Raw genomic sequence first — 24,863 nt, forward strand, 5'->3', positions numbered from 1 at the left:
CCTTATCTAAATGGTTTTTACTATCTGTAAATAATACTAAATCTATATTAATGCTAAGAATTTGTTAAATATACAATCTAAATCTTCTCTTGTTGTGTATTCTGGAATGTACTGAACACTATATATTGGTAATTCTTTATGTCTTATTCCTTCTATAGTATTGTCATTTAAATTTATATGAGTTACTTCTGTATTTTCTGGCATTTCTGAAACATTATATCCATGATTTTGAGAAGTTATGAACACTTTTCCAGTTTCTAAACATTTAACTGGATGATTCCCTCCTCTATGTCCAAATGTAAGTTTTGAAGTCTTTCCTCCTAATGCCAATGCCAAAATTTGATGTCCTAAACCGATTCCTGTCAGTGGCTTTTTACCTACTAAATTTTTTATATTTTCAACTATATCATTTACATCTTCTGGATTCCCTGGTCCATTAGATAATAATATTAAGTCAGGATTTATATTTAAAATTTCTTCTGATGTAGTCATCGCTGGTACTATAGTTATATCACAGTTACAAGCTTTAAGAGACTCTAGTATGCTATTTTTAACACCAAAGTCTATAACTACAACTTTTGAACCAACACCTTTAATATTTTCAATTTCTTTTCTTGTAACATTTTTTACTGAATCCTTGTTACAATGCTCTGCTAACTTAGACTTAACATCTTGTAATGATGCATTTTCTAAAGTTATAATACCTCTCTTTGTTCCATTGTTTCTAATAATTTTAGTTAGTGCTCTTGTATCTATTCCTTCAAGTCCTATTACCTTATTTTGCTTTAGATATGTGTCTATATCCATTTCACATCTAAAATTATTTGGGTTATCACTTTTTTCTCTTACAATAAGTCCTTTTACTTGTACTTTATTTGATTCAACATCTTCTAAATTTATTCCATAGTTACCTATAAGTGGATAAGTCATAGTAACTATTTGTCCATAATAAGTTGCATCTGTTAATAGTTCTCCATATCCAGCCATTGAAGTGTTAAATACAACTTCTCCAACAGTTTCTTTTAGATATCCAAATGCTTTTCCTTCAAATACTGTTCCATCTTCTAAAATTAATTTCCCCTTCATATAAGCTACCTCCCAAATATTTTATCTAAGCATTTTCTATTTCTTTTACAATGTTAATCGCTGATTCTCTTGGATTTTCTGCTTTTGTTATAGGTCTTCCAACAACTAAATAATGAGCTCCTCTTTTTATTGCATCTGACGGAGTTACAACTCTTTTTTGGTCTCCAACCTCTGCTGATTTAGGTCTTATTCCTGGACAAACTGTTATAAAATTAGTTCCACATGCTTCTACTATCTTATCTACTTCCTGTGCTGAACAAACAACTCCATCTATTCCTGATTCTTTTGCCAGTTTAGCTCTCTTTATAGCTAACTCTTCTGTTGTCATATTGCATCCTATATCCTGTAAGTCTTGGTTGCTTAATGAAGTTAGAACTGTTACTCCAACTACTAAAGGTTTTTCTATGTTTAATCTTTCTGCTTCTTCTTTAGCAACTAGTGCACACTGTCTCATTCCTTCCATATCTGATACATGTATTGTCATTAGCCAAACATTATCTCTAACTGCAGCTCTTACTGCACTTTTCATAGTATTTGGAATATCATGAAATTTCAGGTCTAAAAATATCTTTTTTCCTTTTTCTTTAAGATAATCTATTGTTTTTCCTTTTGTAGCAACATACTGCTCTAGTCCTACTTTAAATATATCTACACTATCTTCTAATCTGTCTATTAATTCTTTAGCTTTATCAAATTCGTCAGTATCAATTGCAACTATCAATTTTTCTTTACCATTTATCATTTTTACATCTCCTTTTTAATAAAGCCTAAATCTTCATAAAAAAATCCTCACACCAAAAGAGGCACAAGGATTTTATCTATACATAACTCAATTCTCAGCTATGAGATATCTTTCCCAGTCTCTCTGGACTAGTTTAAAAGACTTTATTATATTTAAATTTTTATTTTATACTCATCAAAAACCTCTAGAAGATTTACTAGAGGTTATATATTAACACTATCTATAACCCTTTAGTCTCTCTGGACTAATTTAAGGAATTTAGCTGTAATATTTTTCTTTATTAATATAACTTTATGTATCTCTAAGATAATTTAAAGTTTTATCTTTTTTTATAATTAAACCACTAATTGCTTTTTATGTCAATAAGTCTTTGAATTATTCTTCATCTTTATCAAACAATTTTTTTTCAAAATATGACTCTGCATTATATATCGCAGCAGCTGGATTATGCCCAGTTACTCTATCCTTGACAATTAGAGTTGTTATCGGAGCTTCCATATATTTCATGGCTAATGTATCATGTCCAACACATAATCCAAGAATTACATTGAGGTCAACTTTAGCTTCATTTAAAAACAAAGCCTGTCCTATTGGATTACACATTATTTCATCTGCACACTTTGATATTGTTTGAGATGCTTCTAAGCCAACTGTACTCTTAGGCATTGCTCCATTTTTACATATAACCGAAAATACTTCAAATCCATGGTGTTCAAATATTTTTTGTACTGTTTGCATTTCTCTTTTTAATCCAATACAAAATGCTATACCTATTTTTTTATAATCACATTTCTTAGCAAACTCTATTATCTCTTTTAATCTAGTATATTGACAATACCCTTCTGTCTCAACTAGTCCAGCATTATAAGCTATTTTCCTATTTTCCTCTTCCTCATAAAGCTGTTTTGCTTTTTGTTGTAGTTCAACTTCTCTAGTAGGACATATCTTCATCAGCTTATCCATATTTCCATCAGAACAGCCCCTAAGATTACACTTTCCACACTTGTACATATCCAATATCCCCTTCCAAAATTTTATTCTTCTTGTGATTCTTCTTTCTCTGGAGTTACACTTTCTTCTGGTATTTCTTCTTCTGGTTTCACATGTTCAACTACGGTTATAAAATATGATTTTCCTATTTTATTTCTTATAGGAAGTTTTTCATATGAAACATCTATTTTATTTTTTATACAAGCTATATCAAAATGCCTTAATCCTGCACCTAAGCTAACTTTATTCATATCTTCACAATGTTTCTTAGGTTTTTTTTCAAATAAATGAAGACCTCGTTCATCCTTATGGAAATACCATGGCTGAGAATTTTTTACAGATGGAGCTCTTCTTGTAAATTCTAATACTTCTTTCCACTTTCTATTCCTATTTATTTTATTTATCATATCTTTTACTGGTTTTCTATCAGGTCTAGCATATCTTGTCCTAAATAAATCCTCATTTCTCGCTGGATATCCAAAAGCTATTATTATATAAGGATACTCTATTTCTTCTTCCTTATCTTCTTCTGTTTTTATTCCAGCTAAATAATCTAAATCGTCTTCTTCATCTTCTTCAGAGCTTTTGTTTCCAATATCCACAAATTCTAAAATATCTTCTCTCTTTAAGTTTCCTTCCAGCCAACAGGTAGCTACACCCAATGTTGTAAGACGTAAAACTACACCTTCTGTAGCAAAACCTATATTTTGTAAATAGTCTTCACCTTTATTTGATGTGACTACTATATAATGAGGTGCTTTTACTTTACATTCCTTACCCATTAAAAAATGTATTATATGACCTCTATCAACAACATGCGCCTTAATATTTAAATCTTCATTTAAATATTCTAAATTTTTACAACTTCTCTTTATTTCTTCCATTAATGGCCTTTTTATCTTATTACTGGAAAAATTTCTTACAGATTTTCTATAAAAAATGGCTTCATAAAGCTCCATTTATGCCCTCCTAACTGAAATCTTCTGTTCATAATATATAAACTACTATATTTAAACATATATAAGCTTTGCCAGAAAATTTTTTATTTCATTATTTATATTTATCTCATTATTATATTATAAGTTTTTTTCGGTATTCTTGTATAGCTTTTCACTAAAAAAGTATTTTTATTTCTACTTTAATACTAATATCAACAAAAAATATTCTTCCACTTAAGTTTGTACATCTAAACAATCTATTTTAATTAAAATAGATATTTTTTATTTCTCAGTTTACAGAGTATAAATATTTTAAATATGACCCAAAATCTAAGTAATGTTATAATACTTTATAAGTTATTCAATATTAAAAATATAGGAGGATGGATATGAATTTAAATAGAAATTTAGAAAAATATGCTGAATTGGCAATCAAAGTCGGAATTAACATACAGCCAGGTCAAACTTTACTTATAAAATCACCAATAGAATGTGCCAATTTTGCAAGAAACGCACTTAAAGAGGCATATAAATGTGGTGCTAAAAATGTATATATAGAATGGTCTGATGAAGAAAGTTCTCTCATTAAGTATTTGTATGCTCCAGATGAAGCGTTTCATGAGTTTCCAAAATGGACAGCAGAACAATATGTAGATATAGCAAAAGAAGGTGGAGCGTTTTTATCAGTATATGCTCAAAACCCTGACTTACTAAAAGATGTTGACCCTGAAAGAGTTGCAAATTTTCAAAAAGCATCTGGTAAAGCTTTAAAAGAATGGCGTTCTTATACTCTAACTGATAAGTGTAAGTGGAGCATAGTTTCTGTACCAACAAAAGCGTGGGCAAAAAAAGTATTTCCAAATTTATCAGAAGATAAAGCAATAGAAAAACTATGGGATACTATATTTAAGTGTTCAAGAGTAGATGGTCAAGACCCTATAAAGGCATGGGAAGAACATAATGAAAATCTTAAATCTAAAATGGAGTTTTTAAATAAAAATAATTTTAAAACTCTAAGATATAAATCTTCAAAAACTGATTTGACTCTAGATTTGCCAAAAGGCCATATTTGGTTAAGTGGAGCATCTAAAGACCCTAATGGAATAAGTTTTAATCCTAATATCCCAACTGAAGAAATTTTTGGAATGCCACATAAATTTAAAGTAAATGGAACTGTTTATAGTACTAAACCCCTTGTTTATGGTGGAAATATAATCGATAATTTCTTCTTAACTTTTAAAGATGGTAAAATAATAGATTTCTCTGCTGGAAAAGGATTAGATACTTTAAAGAATCTTATTGAAACAGATGAAGGGTCTCATTATTTAGGAGAAGTTGCTCTTGTTCCATACAATTCACCAATATCCAATACAGATATAATTTTTTATAATACTCTATACGATGAAAATGCTTCTTGCCACTTTGCAATTGGTTCTGCTTATAAAACTTGTCTAGAGGGTGGAAACAATTTAAAAGATGAAGAATTAGATGAATACGGTGTAAATGACAGCTTAACACATGTGGACTTTATGATTGGTTCTGCGGATATGGATATTATCGGAGAAACTTATGATGGAAAACAAATACAGATTTTTAAAAACGGCAACTGGGCTTTTTAATCTATATTTTTAACTAAAAAGGGCTGATGGAAGTTATACCAGACTTCCCAGCCCTTTTTAATGTTGATGATAAATATTTTTTTATATTAATTAATCTCATTTTTATAGATTAATTCCTATTGTTTCAAACATAAGTATCTAAAACTTATATTTATATTATATATAAAATATCCTATTTAGCACAACCTTTATTTTAATTTACATGCTAAAAATTTAACTTTGCTATTTCAACAGCAGATTTTGCATCCTTTGAATAATAGTCAGCACCCATTTCTTCAGCATATTCTTCTGTTAAAACTGCACCACCTACAAATACTTTTGCATTTATATCATTATCTCTTAATGCCTGAATTGTATCTTTCATACTTTGGACAGTTGTAGTCATAAGCGCACTTAAGCCTACTAACTTTATATCTCTTTTTTTAGCAACTTCTACTACCTCTTCAATTGGAACATCTTTCCCTAAGTCAATAACCTCATATCCATAATTTTCTAACATTATTTTTACTATATTTTTTCCAATATCATGAATATCACCTTTTACTGTAGCAACTATTATTTTTCCTTTAGATACATTATCACTACTTTTACTTAATAAAGTTTCCTTTATTGTATTTAATGAAGCTTTTACTGTCTCTGCTGATTGAATCAATTGTGGTAAAAATATATCTCCACTATCATATCTCTTTCCTACTTTATCAAGGGCGGGAATTAGAATCTCATCCAATATATAATTTTCATCCTTTTCCTTCAAAAGATTCAGCGTTACATTTTTTGCGTCATCTTTTAAGCCTCTTTCAACTAAAACATCTAGAGACAACTCTTTGTCAGCTTTAGTAGTAGAATCTGATTTTTTTGAGTTATTTATATTACTGTATTGATTTATATAGTTAATACATCCTTTATCTGTATTATTTAAGATTTTAAAAGAATTAATAGCCTCCATCATACTATATTCATTTGGGTTTATAATTGCTAAATCAAGTCCCGCCCCTAGAGCTAATGTTAGAAAAGAAGCATTAAGTGCCTTTCTATTTGGAAGTCCAAAGGAAATATTTGAAACACCTAATATAGTTTTTACTCCCAATGCCTTTACCATTGTTATAGCCTTTATAGTCTCTATTGCTTCTTCTTGTTGTGCTGACACAGTTAATGATAAACAATCTATAAATATATCTTTTGGCTTTATTCCATAAGAAACTGCTCTATCTACTATCCTTTTTGCTATTTCAAATCTTTCTTCGGCTTTTTTAGGTATCCCTTTCTCATCAAGTGTAAGTCCAACCACACATGAACCATACTTTTTGACTATTGGTAATATGCTTTCTAAAGACTCCTCTTTGCCATTTACAGAGTTTACTATTGTTCTACCATTATAATATCTAAGTCCTTGCTCAAGTGCCTCTACATTGGAAGAATCGACTTGTAAAGGAGTATCTACTACTGCCTGTATTTCTTTTATTAGTTTTGGCATTAATTTTTTTTCATCTATCTCTGGTAAGCCAACATTTACTCCTAATATTTGTGCTCCAGCGTTCACTTGTTCTAACCCTAAATTTATTGCATAATCTACGTTTTCATTTTTCAATGCTTCTTGTAGAGATTTTCTGCCTGTAGGATTCAATCTTTCTCCAACAACTATAGGTGATTCTACTTCTACAAATTTTGATGGTGAGCAAACAACACATTTATCAATCTTCTCTATACTTCCTTTAGTAACAGAATTTATATTATCAGATATTTCTTTTATAAAACTTGGGTTTGTACCACAACATCCGCCTATTATAGTAGCACCAACCTCAACGAATTTCTTGACACCTTCAAAAAACTCTTTTGCATCAACATCATATATAGCCTCTCCATCAACTATATTTGGTAAACCAGCATTTGCTTGAACCATCACAGGTATTGTAGCTCTTGATACTATTTTTTTAACTATCGGTAAAAGTTGTTTAGGCCCTAATGAACAATTAACTCCTATTGCATCAACACCCAATCCTTCTATAGTAGCCACCATACTCTCTGGCATACATCCAGTAAAACTTCTTCCACCTTCATCAAATGTCATAGTACAGAAAACAGGTAAATCAGAATTTTCTTTAGCTGCTAATACAGCTGCTTTAGCTTCATATAAGTCCATCATAGTCTCTATTACTATTACATCAACACCAGACTTAGCCCCCTGTAACACTTGTCTTTTAAATATTTCATATGCTCTATCAAAGCTTAAAGTTCCCATAGGCTCTAGCATTTCTCCTATAGGACCAATATCTAATGCTACATATCTTGGTTTAGTATTATCTACATTTTCTATAGCTTTTCTAGCCACTGAAACAGCATTATCAATCACTTCTTCTACTGTATACTTACTATCTAATTTTAGCTCATTACATCCAAAAGTATTTGTAAGAATTACGTTTGAGCCTGCCTCTAAATATGAGGTATGTATTTCTATAAGTTTTTCTGGATTTTGAATACCAAACACTTCTGGGTTTTCACCTAACCTTAAACCTTTTTGTTGAAGCATTGTTCCCATTGCGCCATCAAATATTAGTATATTATTCTTTAGATATTGTCTTATTTCCACAAGAATTCGCTCCTTTTCTATATGTACAGTTTCTATAGTTTTTACAATTTTCACACGATTTTTCTTTTTTAGATTCACCTATTTTTATATTAGAAATGCCTATGATAGCCACTACAGACTTTCTCGGTATCATAATTCCATTGGAGGTAATTGTTAGACCTATTTGTTTCTGAGCATTTAACACATTTAATATGTCTATATTTTTCTCTATCGGTAAATCTCCATATCCTGGGCTATATCGCATAGTTATAAATTTATTTTGTTCTGAAAAAACCTTTTCTACATTATCTTGAACGATGTCACATACTTCTTCTATTGCTGTTGTTCCACATGAATCTATTATTAGTCCTTTTGTTAAATCTGAATAAGAATGTCTTTTTATTTCTTTTTCTATCTCTAATCCTATGGTAGCTGCCATAATTACACATTCATTACATTCTTTTAAAAGTTCATATATGTCTTTACTTTCTAATGTTAAATTTGTTCCCTCTAACTCTACAACATTATCTTTATTTATTTTAATAGGATAAATCCTAGATAAATATCTAGGATTTATTTTATTTTTAGTTATATCTACACATTCATCAATAGTATCTTTAAGGTCTTTATCTATCTCTTGACCTCTGTATTGTAAGTATCTTAAAACTTCACTTTGATTTATGTTTATATTTCCTTTTTCAATAAAATTATTCTCCATATATATTTAAAGAAAATCCTTTATCCAAAACATCTTTTGCATATTCTTTTGCTCCAAATAAAGATAAATCTCTGTAGTTTCCACATTCTATTGCTGTAGCTGCTGGCATTTCATCTGATTCAACCACTTTTTTTAACGCTTCTTCTAAACCAACCTTAACTGTATTGGCATCTACATCTCCCCACAGTATTAAATAAAATCCTGTTCTACATCCCATTGGAGATAAATCTATTACACCCTCTAGTGTGTCTCTTAAATAAGTTGCTAAAAGATGCTCTAAACCGTGCATAGCAGCAGTTCCAAAGCTTTCTACATTTGGTTGTAAAAATCTTAGGTCAAATTTACTTACTTTATCTCCCTTTACTCCATCAAGTACACTACACTTTCTTACAAAAGGGGCCTTTACTTTTGTATGATCTAACTTAAAACTTTCCACTTTTTCCATTATTTAATCCTCCATTATCATTTAAAATTTATTATATTAATTCTAAAAAAAACTCCCCCTATCCATTATTGATAAGAAGAGTATATTATTTCAAATCGTCTCATCGTTGTTAGCAGGACCACCTGATAAAAGGTTGGTATAGGATCACCGAGCTAACTCTCTCCCCTAACTCTTGATAAGTATCTTATTAAACTGACTTAAATTATATATTACTTTTTTATTTTTGTAAACACTTTATTGCTATATTATTTATACATATAAATATGCTTTTATTTTATAACTCAACTGATTGTATTAGTGGTAGTTGTACCTCAAATACAGTTTGATGTTTATCACTTAAAACGGTGATTTGTCCATCATGTAAGTTCACAATATTTTTTGTAATTGCAAGACCTAGTCCAGACCCTCCAGCATTTCTATTTCTTGATTTTTCAACTCTATAAAATCTATCAAATATGTTTGGTAAATCTAATACTGGAATTGGTTCTCCATAATTTATGACCTTTACAACTGCCATATCTCCTTTTTTCTCTGTAACTATGTCTACATAAAGTCCATCTTTTCCATACTTCATAGCATTAGTCATAAGATTCTCAAATACTCTTACCAATTTATTCGGGTCAGCTTTTACAATTAATTTTTCTTCATTAAAATTAGCTCTACTAACCATAAATTCCTGCTTAAAATAAATTTCAAATTGAGATACTATCTGACTTAATAATTCTACTAAATTTATTTCTATTTTATTTAATCTTATTGTATTATTTTGCATTTTTGTAAACTCAAACAAATCATTTATAAGTACATTTAAACTTTTTGATTTTTCATATGCAATATTAATATAATACATCATCTGTACTTCATCTTTATACTTACCTTCTTCTATCAATCCTAAATAACCCATTATTGATGTCAAAGGGGTTCTTAAATCATGCGACACATTTGTTATTAAATCTGTTTTGGTTTGCTGAGCTTGTCTCTCTTCAACAGTTATGTTTCTAAGTTGATGAATAATACTATTAATTTTATGTGCTAGTTCATCAATATCATCAACTTCTTTATCCTTTAACCCTTCTAAGTCATACTCAATATCTATATTTTTTTGTAAATCGCCTTCATCCATTGAATTTACAGCATCTACAATGATTTCTAACTTCTGATTTTTTTTATTATTTTTTCTTATAAAATCGACAAGTTGTTTATTTCTCTTGTATGATATTAAAGAATAAATTGCTAATGATGAGAGTACAAATAAAAATGGATAAAATAATCCCTCACCTATAAACGCTCTTAAATCTCTTAAATTATATACAAGATAATTAATTGTAGATAAACCAGTATTAACATATAACACTTTTATTATATAAATGCTTGTTAGCATAATTATTAAGGTAATAATGCAACTTATCGTAAAATCTATTATAGGACGAAACATATGATTTAATAAGCTTTTATTTTTCAATTTTATATCCTACTCCCCATACAGTATGAATTATTTTTTCTCCATCTGTATATTTTTCAATTTTATCCCTTATTCTACTCATATGAACCATTACAGTATTGTTAGATTGATAATATTTCTCTTTCCATACTTTTTCAAATATTTCTTCTGTACTGTATACTCTTCCCTTATTATTTGCCAATAAGTACAGTATATCAAATTCTCTTGACGTTAAAGTTATGTCCTTTCCAGCTACTGTTACACTATGCTTTTCCTTATCTATTAATACCACTCCAACTTCTATGATATTTTTATTGTCATTATTAGCTCCACTAAAATAATATGCTCTTCTAATCAATGATTTCACTCTCACAGTAAGTTCAAGTGGATTAAATGGTTTTGTAAGATAATCATCTGCACCAGTCATTATTCCTTGTATTTTATCCATGTCTTCTGATTTTGCACTCAACATAAGTATTGGTATATTCAAACTTTCTCTAACTCTTCTGCAAACTTCTATCCCATCCATTTTTGGCATCATTATATCCAACACCATTAAATGAATATTTTCTTTTTTTAAAATATCTAGAGCTTCTTCTCCATCTTCAGCTTTAATTACATTATATCCACCATTTAAAAGATATATCTCTATAAGGTCTCTTATTTCTTTTTCATCATCAACAACAAGAATTGTATTCTCCACTTTTACACATCCCAACTTAACTTTTGTATATAGTTTTTATTCATATAAAATTATACTATACTTTAGTTAGTGTAATCCATTAAATTTACCCACTTCTTAACTTCCAATATTATACAATTAACTTTAAATATTTATATTATTTATTTTGCAAATATTCTTCTAAAGTTAAATCTTTTGAATAAATTTCCTCGGCAATATCCTTTCCAACATATCTAATATGCCATGGTTCATATGCTGTACCTGTTATATCTTCTTTACCCTTAGGATATCTTATTATAAATCCAAACTTATGAGCATTTTCTGCCAACCATATAGCTTCTTTTGTACTCCCAACAAACCATCTTTCTGGGTTTGTTAAGTCTATACAAAGTCCAGTTTGATGCTCACTATAACCAGGCTTTGCCACATATGCATCTGCTTTTTCCTGTCCCTGAGATTTTACCCTTTTTGTATAAGTCTCTTGCTGAGTACTGTAAGATCTATATGCTGAAGACCCTAAAAATTGTATTCCTTCTTCTTTAGCTTGCTTAACTAAATCTTCAACTGCTTTTGCAGGTACTCCTGCCATTTGTTTTTCCTCTTCTGTTGCTTCTTCAACAAAAGGTATATTTACTTTAGTAATATTTTCGGGAGCATAATCTTTGCCAATTCCATTTGTCTTGTTTACCAGTAATATATTTGCTATACTATTTGAGTGATTTTTATTTTGGGAATTTGATTCAACATCTTCTTCTGAAGCAAATTGGGCAGTTCCTGTTGGGTTTTTGTCTTTTATAAGAAATTTATCTTTAGATATAAATACACTTATAAATACTACTATAATAATGGCTAATATTAATTTAAATTTTTTCATGGTTACATCTTCTCCTTTTTGTATGTTTGTCTATAATGTTAATTTTAGAGTATAAATTTTAAGTATTTTATAAGTAAATCTTAAGTAAATCTTAAATTTAATATTTTTGAAAGGTGGTGCTAAAAATGTCTATACAAAAACTTCTTAGTAAAGCTCGCAAGGCTATACAAGACTTCGATATGATACAAGAAAATGATAAAATTGCTGTTGGACTCTCTGGTGGAAAAGATAGCTTAACATTACTTCATATACTTAAAAGTTATCAAAGATTTTCTCCTCAAAAATTTGAATTGATAGCTATAACATTAAATACTGGTAGTATTGATAATTCTCCACTAGATAAGTTGTGTCAGGAAATAGATGTGCCTTTTTATGAGTTTCAAACTGATATAAAGGAAATTGTATTTGATATAAGACAAGAAAAAAATCCTTGTGCATTATGTGCTAATTTAAGAAGAGGTGCCTTAAATGATAATGCTAAAAAGCTTGGATGTAACAAAGTAGCTCTTGGACATCATAAAGATGATGCAATTGAAACATTTTTAATGTCTATGTTTTATGAAGGCAGAGTAAATTGTTTTTCTCCAAAAACATATTTAGATAGACAAGATTTAACTGTCATAAGACCTATGATTTACATAGAAGAGTATATGACTAAAAAGATTTCAAAAGATTCTAACTATCCTATTATAACAAATCCATGCCCTGCAAATGGTCATACTAGAAGAGAATACATAAAAAATCTTATTGCTGATTTAAACAAAGAAATGCCAGATTTTAAAAGAAATATATTTGGTGCTTTAAATAATTCAGAAAAATTATTTATATGGGATAAAGAAAAAATAAAAAACTTTAAATAGTAATTAATATTTTTACACACAAAAAAGCAAGATTGTATTAATTATAAATAATCAGTATATAAGCTACACAATCTTGCTGTATTTTTATTTTTTATCTTATATTGTTTTAATGTATATTTTAACAGTTATTAATAATATCTATATTATCTAATACACTAATTATAATAACTTGAATATTTTGTATCTTAACTCAATCTATTCTTACAGTTTCTACATATTCTAATAAATAAAATAATATTTCATATTAAATTAGAATGTTAAATTCTACTATCTCTGGTATATTAAGAAATCTAAATGGTAGCTTTGTACTTCCAAGTCCTGAGCTTACATATAAATGATTTCCATTTATCTCATAAAACCCTTTAGTATATTTTCTCCCATATGGAGGAGTAACTAGAGCTCCTTTAAAAGGTACTCTTATTTGACCACCATGGCTATGCCCAGATAAAACTAAATTCATCGCATCCTTACTGAGCATATCAACTAAATCTGGTTCATGTGCCAACAATAAATTAAAATTTTTCTTATCAGTTTTATTCTCCAGATATTTTATATTAGGATTTCCATTTAATATTTCATCAACACCTAATATGTTAATATATTTGTCCTCAGCTAATTTTATTTTTTTATTTTCATTTATCAAAAGATTGAAGTTGGAATTTTTCATAATCTGTCTATAATACCTAGGAAGTTTATACATATAATCATGATTGCCGAATACTGAAAATTTTCCCAACCTAGCATTCATACTTGATAAAATAGTTGTAATTTCATCTATATCTGGATTTTTATTGGAATAATCAATTAAATCACCAGTAAATACTATTATATCTGGATTTAAAGCATTAATCTTATTAGCTACTTTCTTAAGGTTCTTAGTTGAGTAAAAACTTCCTATTTGAGTATCTGTAATTTGAACTACTTTTATACTTTCAGATTTGGGCTTCACTGTATCATTTTTTACCAAATCTCCACTTTCACTTATACTATATTTTTTCACAATTAATAGACTCGGTTCTATCGCAACTGAGTATATAAAAATCAAAATAACTATCAGTATAAAAATTTTTAAAAAAGACTTAACTTTTAAATTCAAAGCATCTACCTACTTATTTACTTTCTTAAACTATTTGCATTACAGATTCAACTTTGTCCATTTTTCTGTCATGCATTTTTGGCTTATTAGCTAAAAACCATTTATATGTCGCTGTAAGCCCTTCTTTTAATAATACATTTGGTATATAAAGCCCATGTTCAATAAGCTTATTTATATCAAGATTGAAGTCTATATTTCTAAATGGGAAATAGGTTCTTTCTCTAAACTCCACTTTTTCCATATCTACATACTTTATAATAGGTTCTTTACCAATAACTTCTCCACATGTATGTATAAGTTCATCCCAAGAAATTAACTGTGGATTTGTTACGTTATAAGCCTCTCTTACATGAGGATTTTTCATTATACTTTCTAATACCTTTACCAAATCACCAATATATATAAATTGATTACTCACTTGTTTTCCTTTTGGCACTGGTATTTTTTCATTTTTTTCTATTTTTTCGAAGAAATAATATTCTCTATATAAATTATTATTTTCGCCATATATATAAGTTGGTCTAATAATTATATATGGTATAGAGCTACTTATAACAAAATCCTCTGCTTCTTTTTTATTTAGACCATATTTTCCCCAGTTTTCATTTTCACCCTTCTCATTTTCTTCTTTAACATTTCTCCCACTATCTTTGTATACTGCTCCTGCTGACAATACTATATATTTCTTTAGGCTATCTATGCTTACAAAATCAATAAGATTACTTACATCGTCTTTTGTATATGCCGTCATATCATATATGTAATCATACTTTCTTCCCCTGATAATGTTTTCCATATCTTTGCGAACTTTTCTATCACAAATTAGATGTTCTTTAAAACCTGTATAATCTATTTCCTTTTTACCATTTGTAAGTATATCAATTTGATACCCACATTTAATTAAACGCTTAGCAAGTGCAGAACCTATGAAGTCGCTTCCACCCATAATTAAAATAGATTTCATTTTAAGTGCATCCTCCTCTTTTTTAAATGACTTCCTTAATTATAATATCATATTTTTAAATATGCTACAGTATTTTGTATTATTTTTGTTTATAAAAGATGTTTATAGCAAAATATCTTTTATAGAATCTACACTTTCGACAATATAAGTAGGTTCACTTTCACTAATCTCTTCAAACGAACCATATCCATACAACACTCCAATAGAATCTATGCCTATTTTTTTTGCACCAATTACATCATATTTTCTATCTCCAACCATGATAACTTTATCTTTATCTTCCACATTACATAAGTCTAATACATATTGTATAACTTCATTTTTATTTACTCTTGTCCCATCAAGATTACTACCTGCTATATATTTGAAATATCTATCTATCTCAAAATATTTAAGTATAGTTTCTGCAAAAACTGTTGGTTTAGAAGTAGCTACTAATAATATTTTACCCTTTTTATATAACATTTCTAATATTTCTTTTACATTCTTGTAAATTTTATTTTCAAATATTCCTTTATCTGAAAAATATTCTCTATATTTTTCAACAGCTTTTTTAGCTTTTTCATCCTCAAATTTATAATATTCTTTAAAAGTATCATATAAGGGTGGTCCTATAAATTGTTCCAAGTTATCTAAATCTTCTTTTATACCAAAACTATCCAAAGAATATTGAATAGACTTTGTTATTCCTTCTTTAGGATCTGTAAGCGTTCCATCCAAATCAAACAATACTATTTCATAGTTTTTTTTCATATTTAAATCCTCCATATTTATAAAAAGTAATATCTTATATTTTATATTTATATATTTTAAAAAGCTATAGTAATAGAATTTTCTAATACTATAGCTTAAATAACAATTAAATCTTACATATTTAGTTTTAAAATAAATTTGAATAGCTCTATTTAACTGTTATAGCTGAAACTGGACATCCTTCTTCTGCTTCTTTACATAAATCTTGTAAATCTGCTGGTATTTCTCCTTCAATTGCAACTGAATGTCCTTCATCACTCATACTAAAAACGTCTGGACATGTTCCTATACACGCTCCACAAGCTACACATACATCCTTATCAACAAATGCTTTCATACTAAAATACCTCCCCTAAAATTATCATTTTTTAATTATTGTTTCCTTAAGATATTTATCCAATATATGCCAATTTAAACATATATTTATTATTTTATCACTATTGCTCAGTTTATTATAGTATCTTCATATCCATGTCTATAAACTTCGCTACTTTTCATCCATGATTTTACGGTATATTGTAAACTTAACTTTCTATTTAAAGTGAGTTCATTATCATTATAGTCTTTTATAATATCGTTGCCCTTTTCCATTGTAAATATAGTAAAATCACCTTCTCCACCAACCTTTATTCTACCTTTACTTCCATGTAAATCGAAAATCTTTGTTGGATATTCAGTTACTTTTTCTATACATTTTTCTAAAGATATTCCAAGTTCCATAATTTTATTTATAACATTTAAAAGAGAATAATTTATGTCTTTCATATTTTTTATATGCATATCAGTGCTTATTAAATCTGGTTCTAATCCTTGATTTACTGCTTTTTTAAAAACTTTAAAATCAAACTGGTCTAATCCATGGCACACGTCAAATAGTACGCCTCGATTCTTTGCATTTATTACTGACTCTCTCAGTGTGCCAAATTCATTAAATATTCCATGTGTGCTATTTCCATATACAGGTGTAACCACATCTCCTTTTCCCAAAATATTCATTACTTCATCTATATATGATGGATGCTCACCTATATATACCACTAATGGTAAATTTAATTTTTTAGCAACTTGCTTTGATTTTTTAACTATATCTATCCCATTTTCATTAGATTGAAACCTACTTGCTTTTACTTTTATCCCTTTTATCTTTTCCATATTTCTTTCTACAATAGACTCAACATTATCAAAGTTTATAACATCTAAAGAGGTTGATTCGTTCAATATATTTAGTCCCTCATTTGTTACGTTTAGAAATGAATACACTTCAGTTTTACACTCATCCATATACTTTTTCTTAAAATCATAGTAATTTAAAGGACCTGCTGTACCTGCATCAAATATGACTGTTGAACCTTTTTCAATTCCAATTGAATCAGAGTCCATACCTGTAGGTAATTTTCTCTTATAACAATGGGTGTGAACATCTATAAATCCAGGAGAAATATACATATTATCAGCATTTATTATCTCAAATTCTTTATTTGTAAGTAATTTCTCTTTTCTTATCTTTTCTTTGAGATTCAATCCAATAGCATATATTTTCCCATGCAAAACCAAGATATCTTTTTTTTCAAACTTGATACCATCTTTTGGAGATATTATTGTCCCATTTCTTATAAGTAAATTTTTCATTTATTCCACATCCTAATTACAGTATAATTTCTCTAATAGTTTTTCTTACATAAAGAAAATAAGTCTAAAAATAGAAATAATTTAGACTTATTCATTATATTATACTATATTCATTATGTTAAATTAAATAAAAACTTCAATTTACTTTAAGAAACAATTAAGTATTTGTTGTTCAGCTTCTTCTTCAGTAAGACCTAATGTCATCATCTTTAGTATTTGGTCTCCTGCAATTTTTCCAATAGCCGCCTCGTGTACTAAGAGAGCATCTGGATGATTTGCAGCAATCTCAGGTATGGCACTAATTTGAGAATTTCCCATGATTATTGAGTCACATTGAACATGTGCAGAACAAAGAGAATCCCCAATAACACAAGGATTGAATTTTTGTTTAGAATTATCTTGCCCAACTGTACGAGAAATTACTTGAGCAGAGGAATTTTCTCCCTCTAATACAACCTTCATATTAGACTCAGCAACTTGATTTCCATGAGTCAATAATTTTTCAAATACTACTATTTTAGCTCCTTTACCTAGGTTTGCATCCATTTCCCTTTTAGTCGAATCTACACCCTTAATTTGAATTGTTTCCATCTCACAATATGAATCTTCATCCATATTAACAATAGTAACTGGATTTAAAATTTTCTTTCCTTCTCCATCACCTTCACCATAATGTTTTTCTACATATTTTAAGCGAGCTCCTTTACGTAAGAAAAATCTATGTATTCCATTATGTTCACTATCATCGCAACCACAATTATGTATTCCACATCCAGCAATTATAACAACATCTGCATTTTCTCCAATTTCAAAATCATTATAAACCATATCCTGTACACCAGCTTCTGTTACTATTACTGGTATATGGACATTTTCGCCTTTTGTATTTGGCTTTACTATAATATCAATTCCAGGTTTATCCTTTTTAGGAACTATAGTTACATTTTCAGTTGAATGTCTCTCTATTCCTTGCCCATTTTTACGTATATTGTATGCTCCTAATGGAGTTCCACGAAGTTCAGCAACTTTTTCTAAAAGATTTAAATCTGTTTTATTCATTTAATTTGCCTTCCTTTCTAATTAATTCATATCTTTCATTAATTCACAACTTGAATTAACTTGGCACATGATTTCAGGTAATATAGCATCTTTTGTTCCATGGCTTTTTACTGAACCATCTTGTAAAACGATTATTTCATCAGCTAACTCTAATATTCTTTCTTGGTGAGAAATTATGATTATAGTCTGGTCAGACTCTTCGTGGATTTTCTTAAAACTTTCATTAAGCTTTCCAAAACTCCAAAGGTCTATCCCTGCTTCAGGTTCATCAAATATAGAAATCTTTAAATCTCTAGCAAAAAGAGTTGCTATCTCAATTCTTTTCATTTCTCCTCCAGAGAGAGAGTTATCAACTTCACGGTTTAAATAGTCTTTTGAACACAATCCAACATCCGTAAGATATTGACAACATACATCTGTAGACAATGGTTTTCCATGAGCAAGTGTAAGTAGATTTTCAACTGTCATACCTTTTATTCTTGGTGGTTGTTGAAATGCATATCCTATCCCCTTCTTTGCCCTTTCTGTAATACTAAGATTTGTTATATCTTCTCCATCTAAAATTATCTGGCCACTAGTGGCTTTTTCAATTCCCATGATAAGTTTAGCAATTGTAGATTTTCCTCCACCATTTGGCCCTGTGATAACAATAAGTTTTCCTCTCTCAAATGAAAGGCTAACATCATTTATTATTCCTAGTTCCTCATTGTTAGACTCAACATTAAAGGAAAGATTTTTTATTTCAAGCATAATACCCCTCTTTTCTGTAAAATATTACATTGATATCCATTCTTTTATTATATCAGTAATTTTTATATACCAGCAACTCCAAAGAGACAAAATATGTATTAAATAATAAAACAGACTTATTAAAAAACAAAAAAGATGAGTCTTATACTGACTCATCTTAAAAAGTTCTTATTATAAAGTTATATGTATTTGAAAAATTAACTTTCTATATACTCTAGTATTATTTTTTGATTATCTTTTAACATAATCTCTTCTTTTTTAGATTCTATTCCATTCTTTTTTATCTTTACCTCAGCTACAAAAGCATCATTACCTTCAACCATTTCTAATAACTCATAAGCTTTTTTACGTCCTATTTTAGTTGCTATATCTTTTAACACTGCCATTTTCTTAAACATTTTATCACCTCTACTCAAAATTTACAATTGATTTTTAATTATATAAACCTAGTCTTAGACTAACTTATAATAATTATTGTCTCTAATTATATCAGATATAGAGTAAATTTAATACTTTGTAAAATTATTTATCCTCTCTAACCAAATAATCATTTCCATCTTGGTCTTTAAATGAAAACATCCTTCCATAAGGCATTTCCATTAGTTCACCAACCTCAACTTCATTATTAGCCATTTGTTCATAAGTTCCATTAATATCTCTTGTACTTAAAATTATTGACGGATGAGATAAATCTATCTCTTTATTTTGTTTCATCATTAGATTTTTATCATACAGTACAAATGTCGTAAACTCATTTTTGCTTGGTGCTATTTCTAACCATTTCACATTTGGGCCCATTTCCTTTTCATAAGTTACTACAAAGTTTAATTTTTCTGTCCAAAACAATTTTGCATCCTCTTGATTGTTTACATAGAGGCTTATCTTTCCTATTTTATTTATCATAACAATACCCACCTTTATTATTAAATAAATATCTAATATTTTTTATATTTAATAATATACCCATATATATTATTTTCTATAGATATATATTTCTAATATTTATCCCATATTATATAATTCTAAACTATAATGTAATTTATTTATCCCATATTATTATAGACTTTATTTATATGATTTAATCATTCTGTATCATACTTATAATTATGAAAATATGTACACTAAAAATCACTCTTAAATAGTGTTTTATATCTAAAAGTGATTTTATATATCCTATGCAATTTTATGTTTTAGCCATTTTGTTCCTCTTAATCTTAAACAGTATAACGTTCCTCTAACAAGCCAATCTGTGTACATACCTATCCAAATACCAAGTACTCCAAATTCTAACACAACTCCCAATACATAACCTGTAAAAATTCTAAAAATCCACATGCCTATTATAGCTGTCATCATTGTATATCTTGTATCTCCAGCCCCTTTTAACCCTGCTGACAATACAAATGATATAGGCCATATTACCATAGCTAAACAATCACTTCGAATCAGTTGTGTTGATACAGCAATTACACTAGTATTTTGAGTATACATACTTGAAATCCAAGGTGCAATTGGTATAAATATAGCTCCTACTACAAATAAACAAATTGTTGCAAATTTAGTTAGGTATAAGAGAGTACTTTTAGCCCCTTTAATATCTCCACGCCCTATATACTGACCTACCAATGTCGTTGCAGATAAGGCCAAAGCATTTCCTATTACATTTATGATAGATGCAATTGACATTCCTATTGCATTGGATGCAATTGCTGAGGTACCCATAGTAACTATAAACACTTGAACAATTAATTTCCCTGCGTTAAAAAGTAATTGTTCAACGCCTGCTGGTATTCCTATATTAAATATAGATTTTTGAGTTTCAATATCAATCTTAAATGGAAATATTTTACCTATAGATATAAATTCATTTCCTTTAAATAAAGCTCTTATAATAACTATACATCCAATTATTCTAGCTATAGCAATAGACATAGCTGCACCTGTTATTCCATAAGATGGTGTTTGTAGATTTATACCTAGAGGGTTTAAATCAATGCCATATATAAGTATATATCCTAATGTTACATTTACTATATTCATAAACATAGTAACATACATAGGTTTCTTTACATCTCCACATCCTCTTAAAATACCATTTGCTATTTGTTGTGTTGCAATAAATGGATACGTAAATAATGTAAATTCTATGTATAATTTTGCATTTGATTTTACCAATTCTTCTGCTGAACCATAAAATAAATTGATTACACCCGTTCTAAAAACCCACATTAATATTGTTATTGTAAATGATAGTATTACTCCAGATACTAGAGCTTGCTTTATAGTTTCATTCACTTTTTCACTATCCCTTTTACCTATCTGTTGAGCTACAACAACAGTTGCACCAACAGATAGTGCAGCGAATACAGATATAAATATATTATTTATTGAGTCAACCATTCCAACTGCAGATACAGCCTCTTCTCCAATATGACCTGCCATCATCGTATTAAATACTCCTAGAAGCATGACAAATGTCTGCTCTATCATTATAGGAATTGCTAATTTTATAACATTTTTCCTTATAAACATACTTCTCCCTCTTTTCCCCATTTATGTAAATTTAAATTTTAGTTAACTTATCAAACTTTAAGTTGGTTTTTAAAGTTAAAATTATATTGTTGACATCATAATATACTGTGTCCAAATAATATTATTCTTATTTAATATCATTTGAACACAGTACATCTTTATAATTATTTTATGTTTATTATTTTTTATGGATACTAGAATTTAAATATTTATATATTTAAATTAGACAATTAGTATAATTAACTATTATAAAAGATAGCTATATTTCGTTAATATTGTATCATTATTGTGTAATAATCACAATAAATACATGTCACACATTTATCCATATTTATCCATGTTTTGATTGCTCCAATTTATATAAAAGATAAGCTAAAATATAAAATCTTACAATATAAATGTAACAAAACTGACTCAATTTAATATTGTATTTTATAGACTATTTTTAGGATGTGATACTTTGGTTAATTTGAATGCAAATAATTTAAATGTAAATATGGTTTATCCTGTTTCTGCTACAGCTCCTATACGTTTTAGAAGATACACTGTTTCATACTCAGAAAATATGAGCAATATTTATTTAACTATAGCAACCTACTTCGATACACTTGGTTTAGGAACAGTAAGTATTGATAAAGTTTATGGTCAATGGGCTTGGGTTGTTGGTGACATATATGATTTAAATCTATTCGTTTTTGTTGGAAACTACCCTTATGAAATTGCTAGAAATAGATATGATGCTTTTGTTAATATTCTTCCAATTGCAATTACTTCTATTGCAATTGGAGATAGAATATTCTTCATTTCTAACTCTTGTTTATTAAACTCAAAAATTACAGTTAGATTTATATCCAGTCATCCTACACTTAATAGAACTGTTGATTATGGCAGTATTAGAAATTTTATTTTGTAACATTACAACATGATGTACTATTTGAAACAATATCATAAACTAAATCATATTATTAAATTATAGTAACATTATTAATCAGTACATCATGTTTATCTGTTACAATTTTATCACATTTTATTATTTAAGATAATTTTTAGTACTTAATATTTCTATTTACTTATTTTTTCTGTTCTAAATCCTATCTCTTTGTTTGCTAATTTATAGCCTTCTTGTATCATTTCTTCTCTTGTCAACGCATTCCCTAATAAATTATCAATACTAAGTTGTTTTCTATCACTAAAATACTTATCCAATAATGATTCTTCTATATCTTCTTGAGTTGCTAAATGTCCCTCATGCATTATATATTTTACATCAAAACCTTCTTTATTCAGTACCTTACCTAGCAAAATGCTTCTATGACATCGTATAGGCTCTTGCATTGCTCCTAATAAAACTATTTTATATCCCATCTGACATCCCTTTTTTAATCTTTCTATCCCTTTTAAAAAAATCTCTTCCTCAATTACCTTTTCAAAATCTGCATAACCTTCTTCTGTATATACATCTTTGTTAGTCCTTTTTGCTCCAAACTCCTTACCCATGTATATATATACAAATCCAGATTCTCTAAGAGATTCGTTAAATGCCTCTTTATTATATTGAATATTATATTTAGAATATGGAGTTTCTCTAATATCAACTACACAGTTTATATTGTACTTTTTTATCATATCAATAAGTTTACTAAAGGGATAATTTGAATGTCCTATCGCAAATATTTCCATATAATCACCTACTATTCTTAAAAATCAATATTCGAAATACAATTGATTATCCTACATATAAACCTTCTATGTTACAAATGTATTTAACAACTTCTATATTTTCATTTTGACAAGTATATACATTACTAAATAAATCGTTTATTTCTAATGCTATTTCTAAATAAAGCATATATATAGATATATATTCTTTCTCTTAGTGCCAGCTTCATAAGAATATCAATTATATAATAATTATACCCTTATTTCTCCAAAATCAAATAAAATATCATTTATTTGTTCTAAATACTTACACTCTTTTTTACTTATAACTTTCTGTATGTATTTTTTATTTTCCTGCTTAAAATGCTTATCTTTAGATTTATCTAAACCCCAAAATAAACCAAAAAATAATCTCAAAAAATGAGGGTGTCTCAAAATGAACTGTTTAGTTAATGAGGCACTCTTTTTTGTATTAAATCAAATATATTTTTATCATTTCAACAACGAAAAAGAGGCTTATCTCTATTCTGAGACAGCCCCATTTAATAGCTTTATCTTGATTAATTTTAACCTCTTATAAAACTCGTTTCACTGGTATCTGAACTTCTGTTAACCAATCATCCTCATTCTCTTTATTCCATATGCCATCTATATAAGACTCTCTAGGATTTCCAATTACTTCATATTTGTTGTCCTCTATCCATTTAAATGCATCTGCATAAGTCTTTCCTAATGTTGAATATGAACCATTGTGTAATATACAAACTGCATTTTCAACTTCATCTAGTTCTTTAAACTTTAATATATCTGTATCTTTCTTTAAATCATTTATAGCTTGACACATCTCAACATCCATATCAGACTCTCTATATTCACCATCATGATATATATTGAAACAATAATCAGGAACCGCACATGTACACCCTGTATTTCTCATTTCTTCAGCCATTACGTTTGGAAATAGATTGAAAAGTTCATCATACCCCTTTAATACCTTTCTCATAGAGGCAATTTTAACTTTTGGTAAAGACTTAATAATTACATCATTCATATTGACTTCTCCTTTCAAATTCACAAGATAATTACGCAGTTTAATGAGTTTATATTCTTCACTTTTGATTACATCCAACATTTCTTTTTCTTTATTCATTAAAATATTTTCAACCTCTTCAGGATTTTCCACAGCTTCTTTTATCTCAGCTAATGATAAGCCCATTTGTTTTAAAGTTATTATCTGATGTAATTTAGGTAATTGCTCTGTTGTATAGTACCTATATTTTGTAAACTCATCTACATATTCTGGCTTTAATAAGCCTATATCTTCATAATACCTTAATGTCTTTGTAGTTATTTTATTTATTTTAGAAAACATTCCTATAGAAAACATCTCATCACCTGCGCATTAGATTTGATTAATTTAAGTTTAAACCTTCCCCTTAGGTTAAAGTCAATACAAAATA

25 protein-coding genes are annotated in these 24,863 nt (G+C 28.4%); 3 read left to right on the top strand and 22 right to left on the bottom strand.

The features are described 5' to 3' along the window. Positions 1 to 42: 42 nt before the first annotated feature. The 4 genes from carA to ACTG45_RS19370 form a co-directional block, all read right to left on the bottom strand. Complete coding sequence (gene carA / locus ACTG45_RS19355) at positions 43 to 1,086, bottom strand: glutamine-hydrolyzing carbamoyl-phosphate synthase small subunit (protein WP_021386549.1); 1,044 nt, start codon at positions 1,084 to 1,086, stop codon at positions 43 to 45. A gap of 25 nt (positions 1,087 to 1,111) precedes the next feature. Then, on the bottom strand, positions 1,112 to 1,828 hold the full coding sequence (gene pyrF, locus ACTG45_RS19360) for an orotidine-5'-phosphate decarboxylase (protein ID WP_479917794.1): 717 nt from the start codon (positions 1,826 to 1,828) through the stop codon (positions 1,112 to 1,114). A gap of 375 nt (positions 1,829 to 2,203) precedes the next feature. After that, entirely contained in the window at positions 2,204 to 2,839 is a 636-nt protein-coding gene (locus tag ACTG45_RS19365; protein WP_479917795.1) for a DUF1847 domain-containing protein, read from the bottom strand. Positions 2,840 to 2,862: 23 nt separating this feature from the next. Continuing rightward, positions 2,863 to 3,777, bottom strand: coding sequence for a nitroreductase family protein (locus ACTG45_RS19370; RefSeq protein ID WP_479919607.1), 915 nt, complete (start codon positions 3,775 to 3,777; stop codon positions 2,863 to 2,865). Positions 3,778 to 4,145: 368 nt separating this feature from the next. Between ACTG45_RS19370 and ACTG45_RS19375 the strand changes: the two genes are divergently transcribed. After that, a complete protein-coding gene (locus ACTG45_RS19375) occupies positions 4,146 to 5,375 on the top strand; it encodes an aminopeptidase (RefSeq protein WP_479919608.1) in 1,230 nt (409 codons plus the stop codon). Between the two features lie 205 nt (positions 5,376 to 5,580). Here ACTG45_RS19375 and ACTG45_RS19380 read toward each other — a convergent pair whose 3' ends face one another. The 6 genes from ACTG45_RS19380 to ACTG45_RS19405 all read right to left on the bottom strand — a co-directional run bounded on the left by ACTG45_RS19380 (position 5,581) and on the right by ACTG45_RS19405 (position 12,101). Then, on the bottom strand, positions 5,581 to 7,962 hold the full coding sequence (locus tag ACTG45_RS19380; protein ID WP_479919609.1) for a homocysteine S-methyltransferase family protein: 2,382 nt from the start codon (positions 7,960 to 7,962) through the stop codon (positions 5,581 to 5,583). Beyond that, positions 7,934 to 8,659 (bottom strand): vitamin B12 dependent-methionine synthase activation domain-containing protein, encoded by a 726-nt coding sequence (locus tag ACTG45_RS19385; RefSeq protein ID WP_479919610.1) that lies wholly within the window; start codon positions 8,657 to 8,659, stop codon positions 7,934 to 7,936. The genes ACTG45_RS19380 and ACTG45_RS19385 overlap by 29 nt, the downstream gene beginning before the upstream one ends. Then, the gene (locus ACTG45_RS19390) at positions 8,649 to 9,104 is read right to left on the bottom strand and encodes an S-ribosylhomocysteine lyase (RefSeq protein ID WP_021386558.1); all 456 of its coding nucleotides are present in this window, start codon (positions 9,102 to 9,104) and stop codon (positions 8,649 to 8,651) included. The genes ACTG45_RS19385 and ACTG45_RS19390 overlap by 11 nt, the downstream gene beginning before the upstream one ends. Positions 9,105 to 9,378: 274 nt before the next feature. Then, entirely contained in the window at positions 9,379 to 10,566 is a 1,188-nt protein-coding gene (locus ACTG45_RS19395) for a sensor histidine kinase (RefSeq protein WP_479919611.1), read from the bottom strand. Beyond that, positions 10,556 to 11,248, bottom strand: a complete 693-nt coding sequence (locus ACTG45_RS19400; protein WP_479917802.1) for a response regulator transcription factor — start codon at positions 11,246 to 11,248, stop codon at positions 10,556 to 10,558. Before ACTG45_RS19400 ends, ACTG45_RS19395 begins: the two co-directional genes overlap by 11 nt. 136 nt (positions 11,249 to 11,384) lie before the next feature. Then, entirely contained in the window at positions 11,385 to 12,101 is a 717-nt protein-coding gene (locus ACTG45_RS19405) for a M15 family metallopeptidase (RefSeq protein WP_479917803.1), read from the bottom strand. A gap of 125 nt (positions 12,102 to 12,226) precedes the next feature. On the opposite strand from ACTG45_RS19405, the gene ACTG45_RS19410 reads away from it, so the two are divergent. Then, positions 12,227 to 12,961 (top strand): tRNA 2-thiocytidine biosynthesis TtcA family protein, encoded by a 735-nt coding sequence (locus ACTG45_RS19410; RefSeq protein ID WP_479919612.1) that lies wholly within the window; start codon positions 12,227 to 12,229, stop codon positions 12,959 to 12,961. 244 nt (positions 12,962 to 13,205) lie between these two features. Here ACTG45_RS19410 and ACTG45_RS19415 read toward each other — a convergent pair whose 3' ends face one another. The 10 genes from ACTG45_RS19415 to ACTG45_RS19460 form a co-directional block, all read right to left on the bottom strand. Beyond that, positions 13,206 to 14,057, bottom strand: coding sequence for a metallophosphoesterase (locus ACTG45_RS19415; RefSeq protein WP_052328895.1), 852 nt, complete (start codon positions 14,055 to 14,057; stop codon positions 13,206 to 13,208). A gap of 25 nt (positions 14,058 to 14,082) precedes the next feature. Next, a complete protein-coding gene (locus tag ACTG45_RS19420; protein ID WP_479917805.1) occupies positions 14,083 to 15,021 on the bottom strand; it encodes an SDR family oxidoreductase in 939 nt (312 codons plus the stop codon). Between the two features lie 102 nt (positions 15,022 to 15,123). After that, the gene (locus ACTG45_RS19425) at positions 15,124 to 15,774 is read right to left on the bottom strand and encodes an HAD family hydrolase (protein WP_021386553.1); all 651 of its coding nucleotides are present in this window, start codon (positions 15,772 to 15,774) and stop codon (positions 15,124 to 15,126) included. 148 nt (positions 15,775 to 15,922) lie between these two features. After that, positions 15,923 to 16,111, bottom strand: coding sequence for a ferredoxin (locus tag ACTG45_RS19430; RefSeq protein ID WP_003422320.1), 189 nt, complete (start codon positions 16,109 to 16,111; stop codon positions 15,923 to 15,925). Between the two features lie 107 nt (positions 16,112 to 16,218). Beyond that, a complete protein-coding gene (locus tag ACTG45_RS19435; RefSeq protein WP_021386559.1) occupies positions 16,219 to 17,403 on the bottom strand; it encodes an amidohydrolase family protein in 1,185 nt (394 codons plus the stop codon). 141 nt (positions 17,404 to 17,544) lie between these two features. Then, positions 17,545 to 18,462 carry a SufB/SufD family protein gene (locus ACTG45_RS19440; protein WP_021386538.1) on the bottom strand — a complete coding sequence of 306 codons (918 nt, stop codon included), beginning with the start codon at positions 18,460 to 18,462 and terminating at the stop codon, positions 17,545 to 17,547. Positions 18,463 to 18,483: 21 nt separating this feature from the next. Further along, on the bottom strand, positions 18,484 to 19,212 hold the full coding sequence (locus tag ACTG45_RS19445) for an ATP-binding cassette domain-containing protein (RefSeq protein ID WP_479919613.1): 729 nt from the start codon (positions 19,210 to 19,212) through the stop codon (positions 18,484 to 18,486). 197 nt (positions 19,213 to 19,409) lie between these two features. Continuing rightward, positions 19,410 to 19,610, bottom strand: coding sequence for a hypothetical protein (locus tag ACTG45_RS19450; protein ID WP_479919614.1), 201 nt, complete (start codon positions 19,608 to 19,610; stop codon positions 19,410 to 19,412). Positions 19,611 to 19,734: 124 nt separating this feature from the next. Next, positions 19,735 to 20,115 carry a VOC family protein gene (locus ACTG45_RS19455; protein WP_021386535.1) on the bottom strand — a complete coding sequence of 127 codons (381 nt, stop codon included), beginning with the start codon at positions 20,113 to 20,115 and terminating at the stop codon, positions 19,735 to 19,737. Between the two features lie 270 nt (positions 20,116 to 20,385). Then, positions 20,386 to 21,744 (bottom strand): MATE family efflux transporter, encoded by a 1,359-nt coding sequence (locus ACTG45_RS19460; RefSeq protein WP_021386539.1) that lies wholly within the window; start codon positions 21,742 to 21,744, stop codon positions 20,386 to 20,388. Between the two features lie 460 nt (positions 21,745 to 22,204). On the opposite strand from ACTG45_RS19460, the gene ACTG45_RS19465 reads away from it, so the two are divergent. Then, complete coding sequence (locus ACTG45_RS19465; protein WP_021386525.1) at positions 22,205 to 22,657, top strand: staygreen family protein; 453 nt, start codon at positions 22,205 to 22,207, stop codon at positions 22,655 to 22,657. A gap of 149 nt (positions 22,658 to 22,806) precedes the next feature. Here ACTG45_RS19465 and ACTG45_RS19470 read toward each other — a convergent pair whose 3' ends face one another. Further along, positions 22,807 to 23,424: a DUF488 domain-containing protein gene (locus ACTG45_RS19470; protein WP_021386531.1), complete on the bottom strand. Its 618-nt coding sequence runs from the start codon at positions 23,422 to 23,424 to the stop codon at positions 22,807 to 22,809. Between the two features lie 553 nt (positions 23,425 to 23,977). Beyond that, a complete protein-coding gene (locus tag ACTG45_RS19475; protein ID WP_021386542.1) occupies positions 23,978 to 24,790 on the bottom strand; it encodes a MerR family transcriptional regulator in 813 nt (270 codons plus the stop codon). Positions 24,791 to 24,863: the final 73 nt, after the last annotated feature.

It is taken from the genome of Clostridioides sp. LIBA-7602 (assembly GCF_056688945.1).

Bases quoted from the DNA above. Each gene is read 5' to 3' on its own strand.
- pyrF (WP_479917794.1), bottom strand. From the start codon at position 1,828: ATGATAAATGGTAAAGAAAAATTGATAGTTGCAATTGATACTGACGAA.
- ACTG45_RS19470 (WP_021386531.1), bottom strand. From the start codon at position 23,424: ATGGAAATATTTGCGATAGGACATTCAAATTATCCCTTTAGTAAACTT.
- ACTG45_RS19410 (WP_479919612.1), top strand. From the start codon at position 12,227: ATGTCTATACAAAAACTTCTTAGTAAAGCTCGCAAGGCTATACAAGAC.
- ACTG45_RS19455 (WP_021386535.1), bottom strand. From the start codon at position 20,115: ATGATAAATAAAATAGGAAAGATAAGCCTCTATGTAAACAATCAAGAG.
- ACTG45_RS19430 (WP_003422320.1), bottom strand. From the start codon at position 16,111: ATGAAAGCATTTGTTGATAAGGATGTATGTGTAGCTTGTGGAGCGTGT.
- ACTG45_RS19425 (WP_021386553.1), bottom strand. From the start codon at position 15,774: ATGAAAAAAAACTATGAAATAGTATTGTTTGATTTGGATGGAACGCTT.
- ACTG45_RS19390 (WP_021386558.1), bottom strand. From the start codon at position 9,104: ATGGAAAAAGTGGAAAGTTTTAAGTTAGATCATACAAAAGTAAAGGCC.
- ACTG45_RS19420 (WP_479917805.1), bottom strand. From the start codon at position 15,021: ATGAAATCTATTTTAATTATGGGTGGAAGCGACTTCATAGGTTCTGCA.
- ACTG45_RS19405 (WP_479917803.1), bottom strand. From the start codon at position 12,101: ATGAAAAAATTTAAATTAATATTAGCCATTATTATAGTAGTATTTATA.
- ACTG45_RS19460 (WP_021386539.1), bottom strand. From the start codon at position 21,744: ATGTTTATAAGGAAAAATGTTATAAAATTAGCAATTCCTATAATGATA.
- carA (WP_021386549.1), bottom strand. From the start codon at position 1,086: ATGAAGGGGAAATTAATTTTAGAAGATGGAACAGTATTTGAAGGAAAA.
- ACTG45_RS19375 (WP_479919608.1), top strand. From the start codon at position 4,146: ATGAATTTAAATAGAAATTTAGAAAAATATGCTGAATTGGCAATCAAA.
- ACTG45_RS19475 (WP_021386542.1), bottom strand. From the start codon at position 24,790: ATGTTTTCTATAGGAATGTTTTCTAAAATAAATAAAATAACTACAAAG.
- ACTG45_RS19445 (WP_479919613.1), bottom strand. From the start codon at position 19,212: ATGCTTGAAATAAAAAATCTTTCCTTTAATGTTGAGTCTAACAATGAG.
- ACTG45_RS19385 (WP_479919610.1), bottom strand. From the start codon at position 8,659: ATGGAGAATAATTTTATTGAAAAAGGAAATATAAACATAAATCAAAGT.
- ACTG45_RS19365 (WP_479917795.1), bottom strand. From the start codon at position 2,839: ATGTACAAGTGTGGAAAGTGTAATCTTAGGGGCTGTTCTGATGGAAAT.
- ACTG45_RS19450 (WP_479919614.1), bottom strand. From the start codon at position 19,610: ATGTTTAAGAAAATGGCAGTGTTAAAAGATATAGCAACTAAAATAGGA.
- ACTG45_RS19440 (WP_021386538.1), bottom strand. From the start codon at position 18,462: ATGAATAAAACAGATTTAAATCTTTTAGAAAAAGTTGCTGAACTTCGT.
- ACTG45_RS19370 (WP_479919607.1), bottom strand. From the start codon at position 3,777: ATGGAGCTTTATGAAGCCATTTTTTATAGAAAATCTGTAAGAAATTTT.
- ACTG45_RS19435 (WP_021386559.1), bottom strand. From the start codon at position 17,403: ATGAAAAATTTACTTATAAGAAATGGGACAATAATATCTCCAAAAGAT.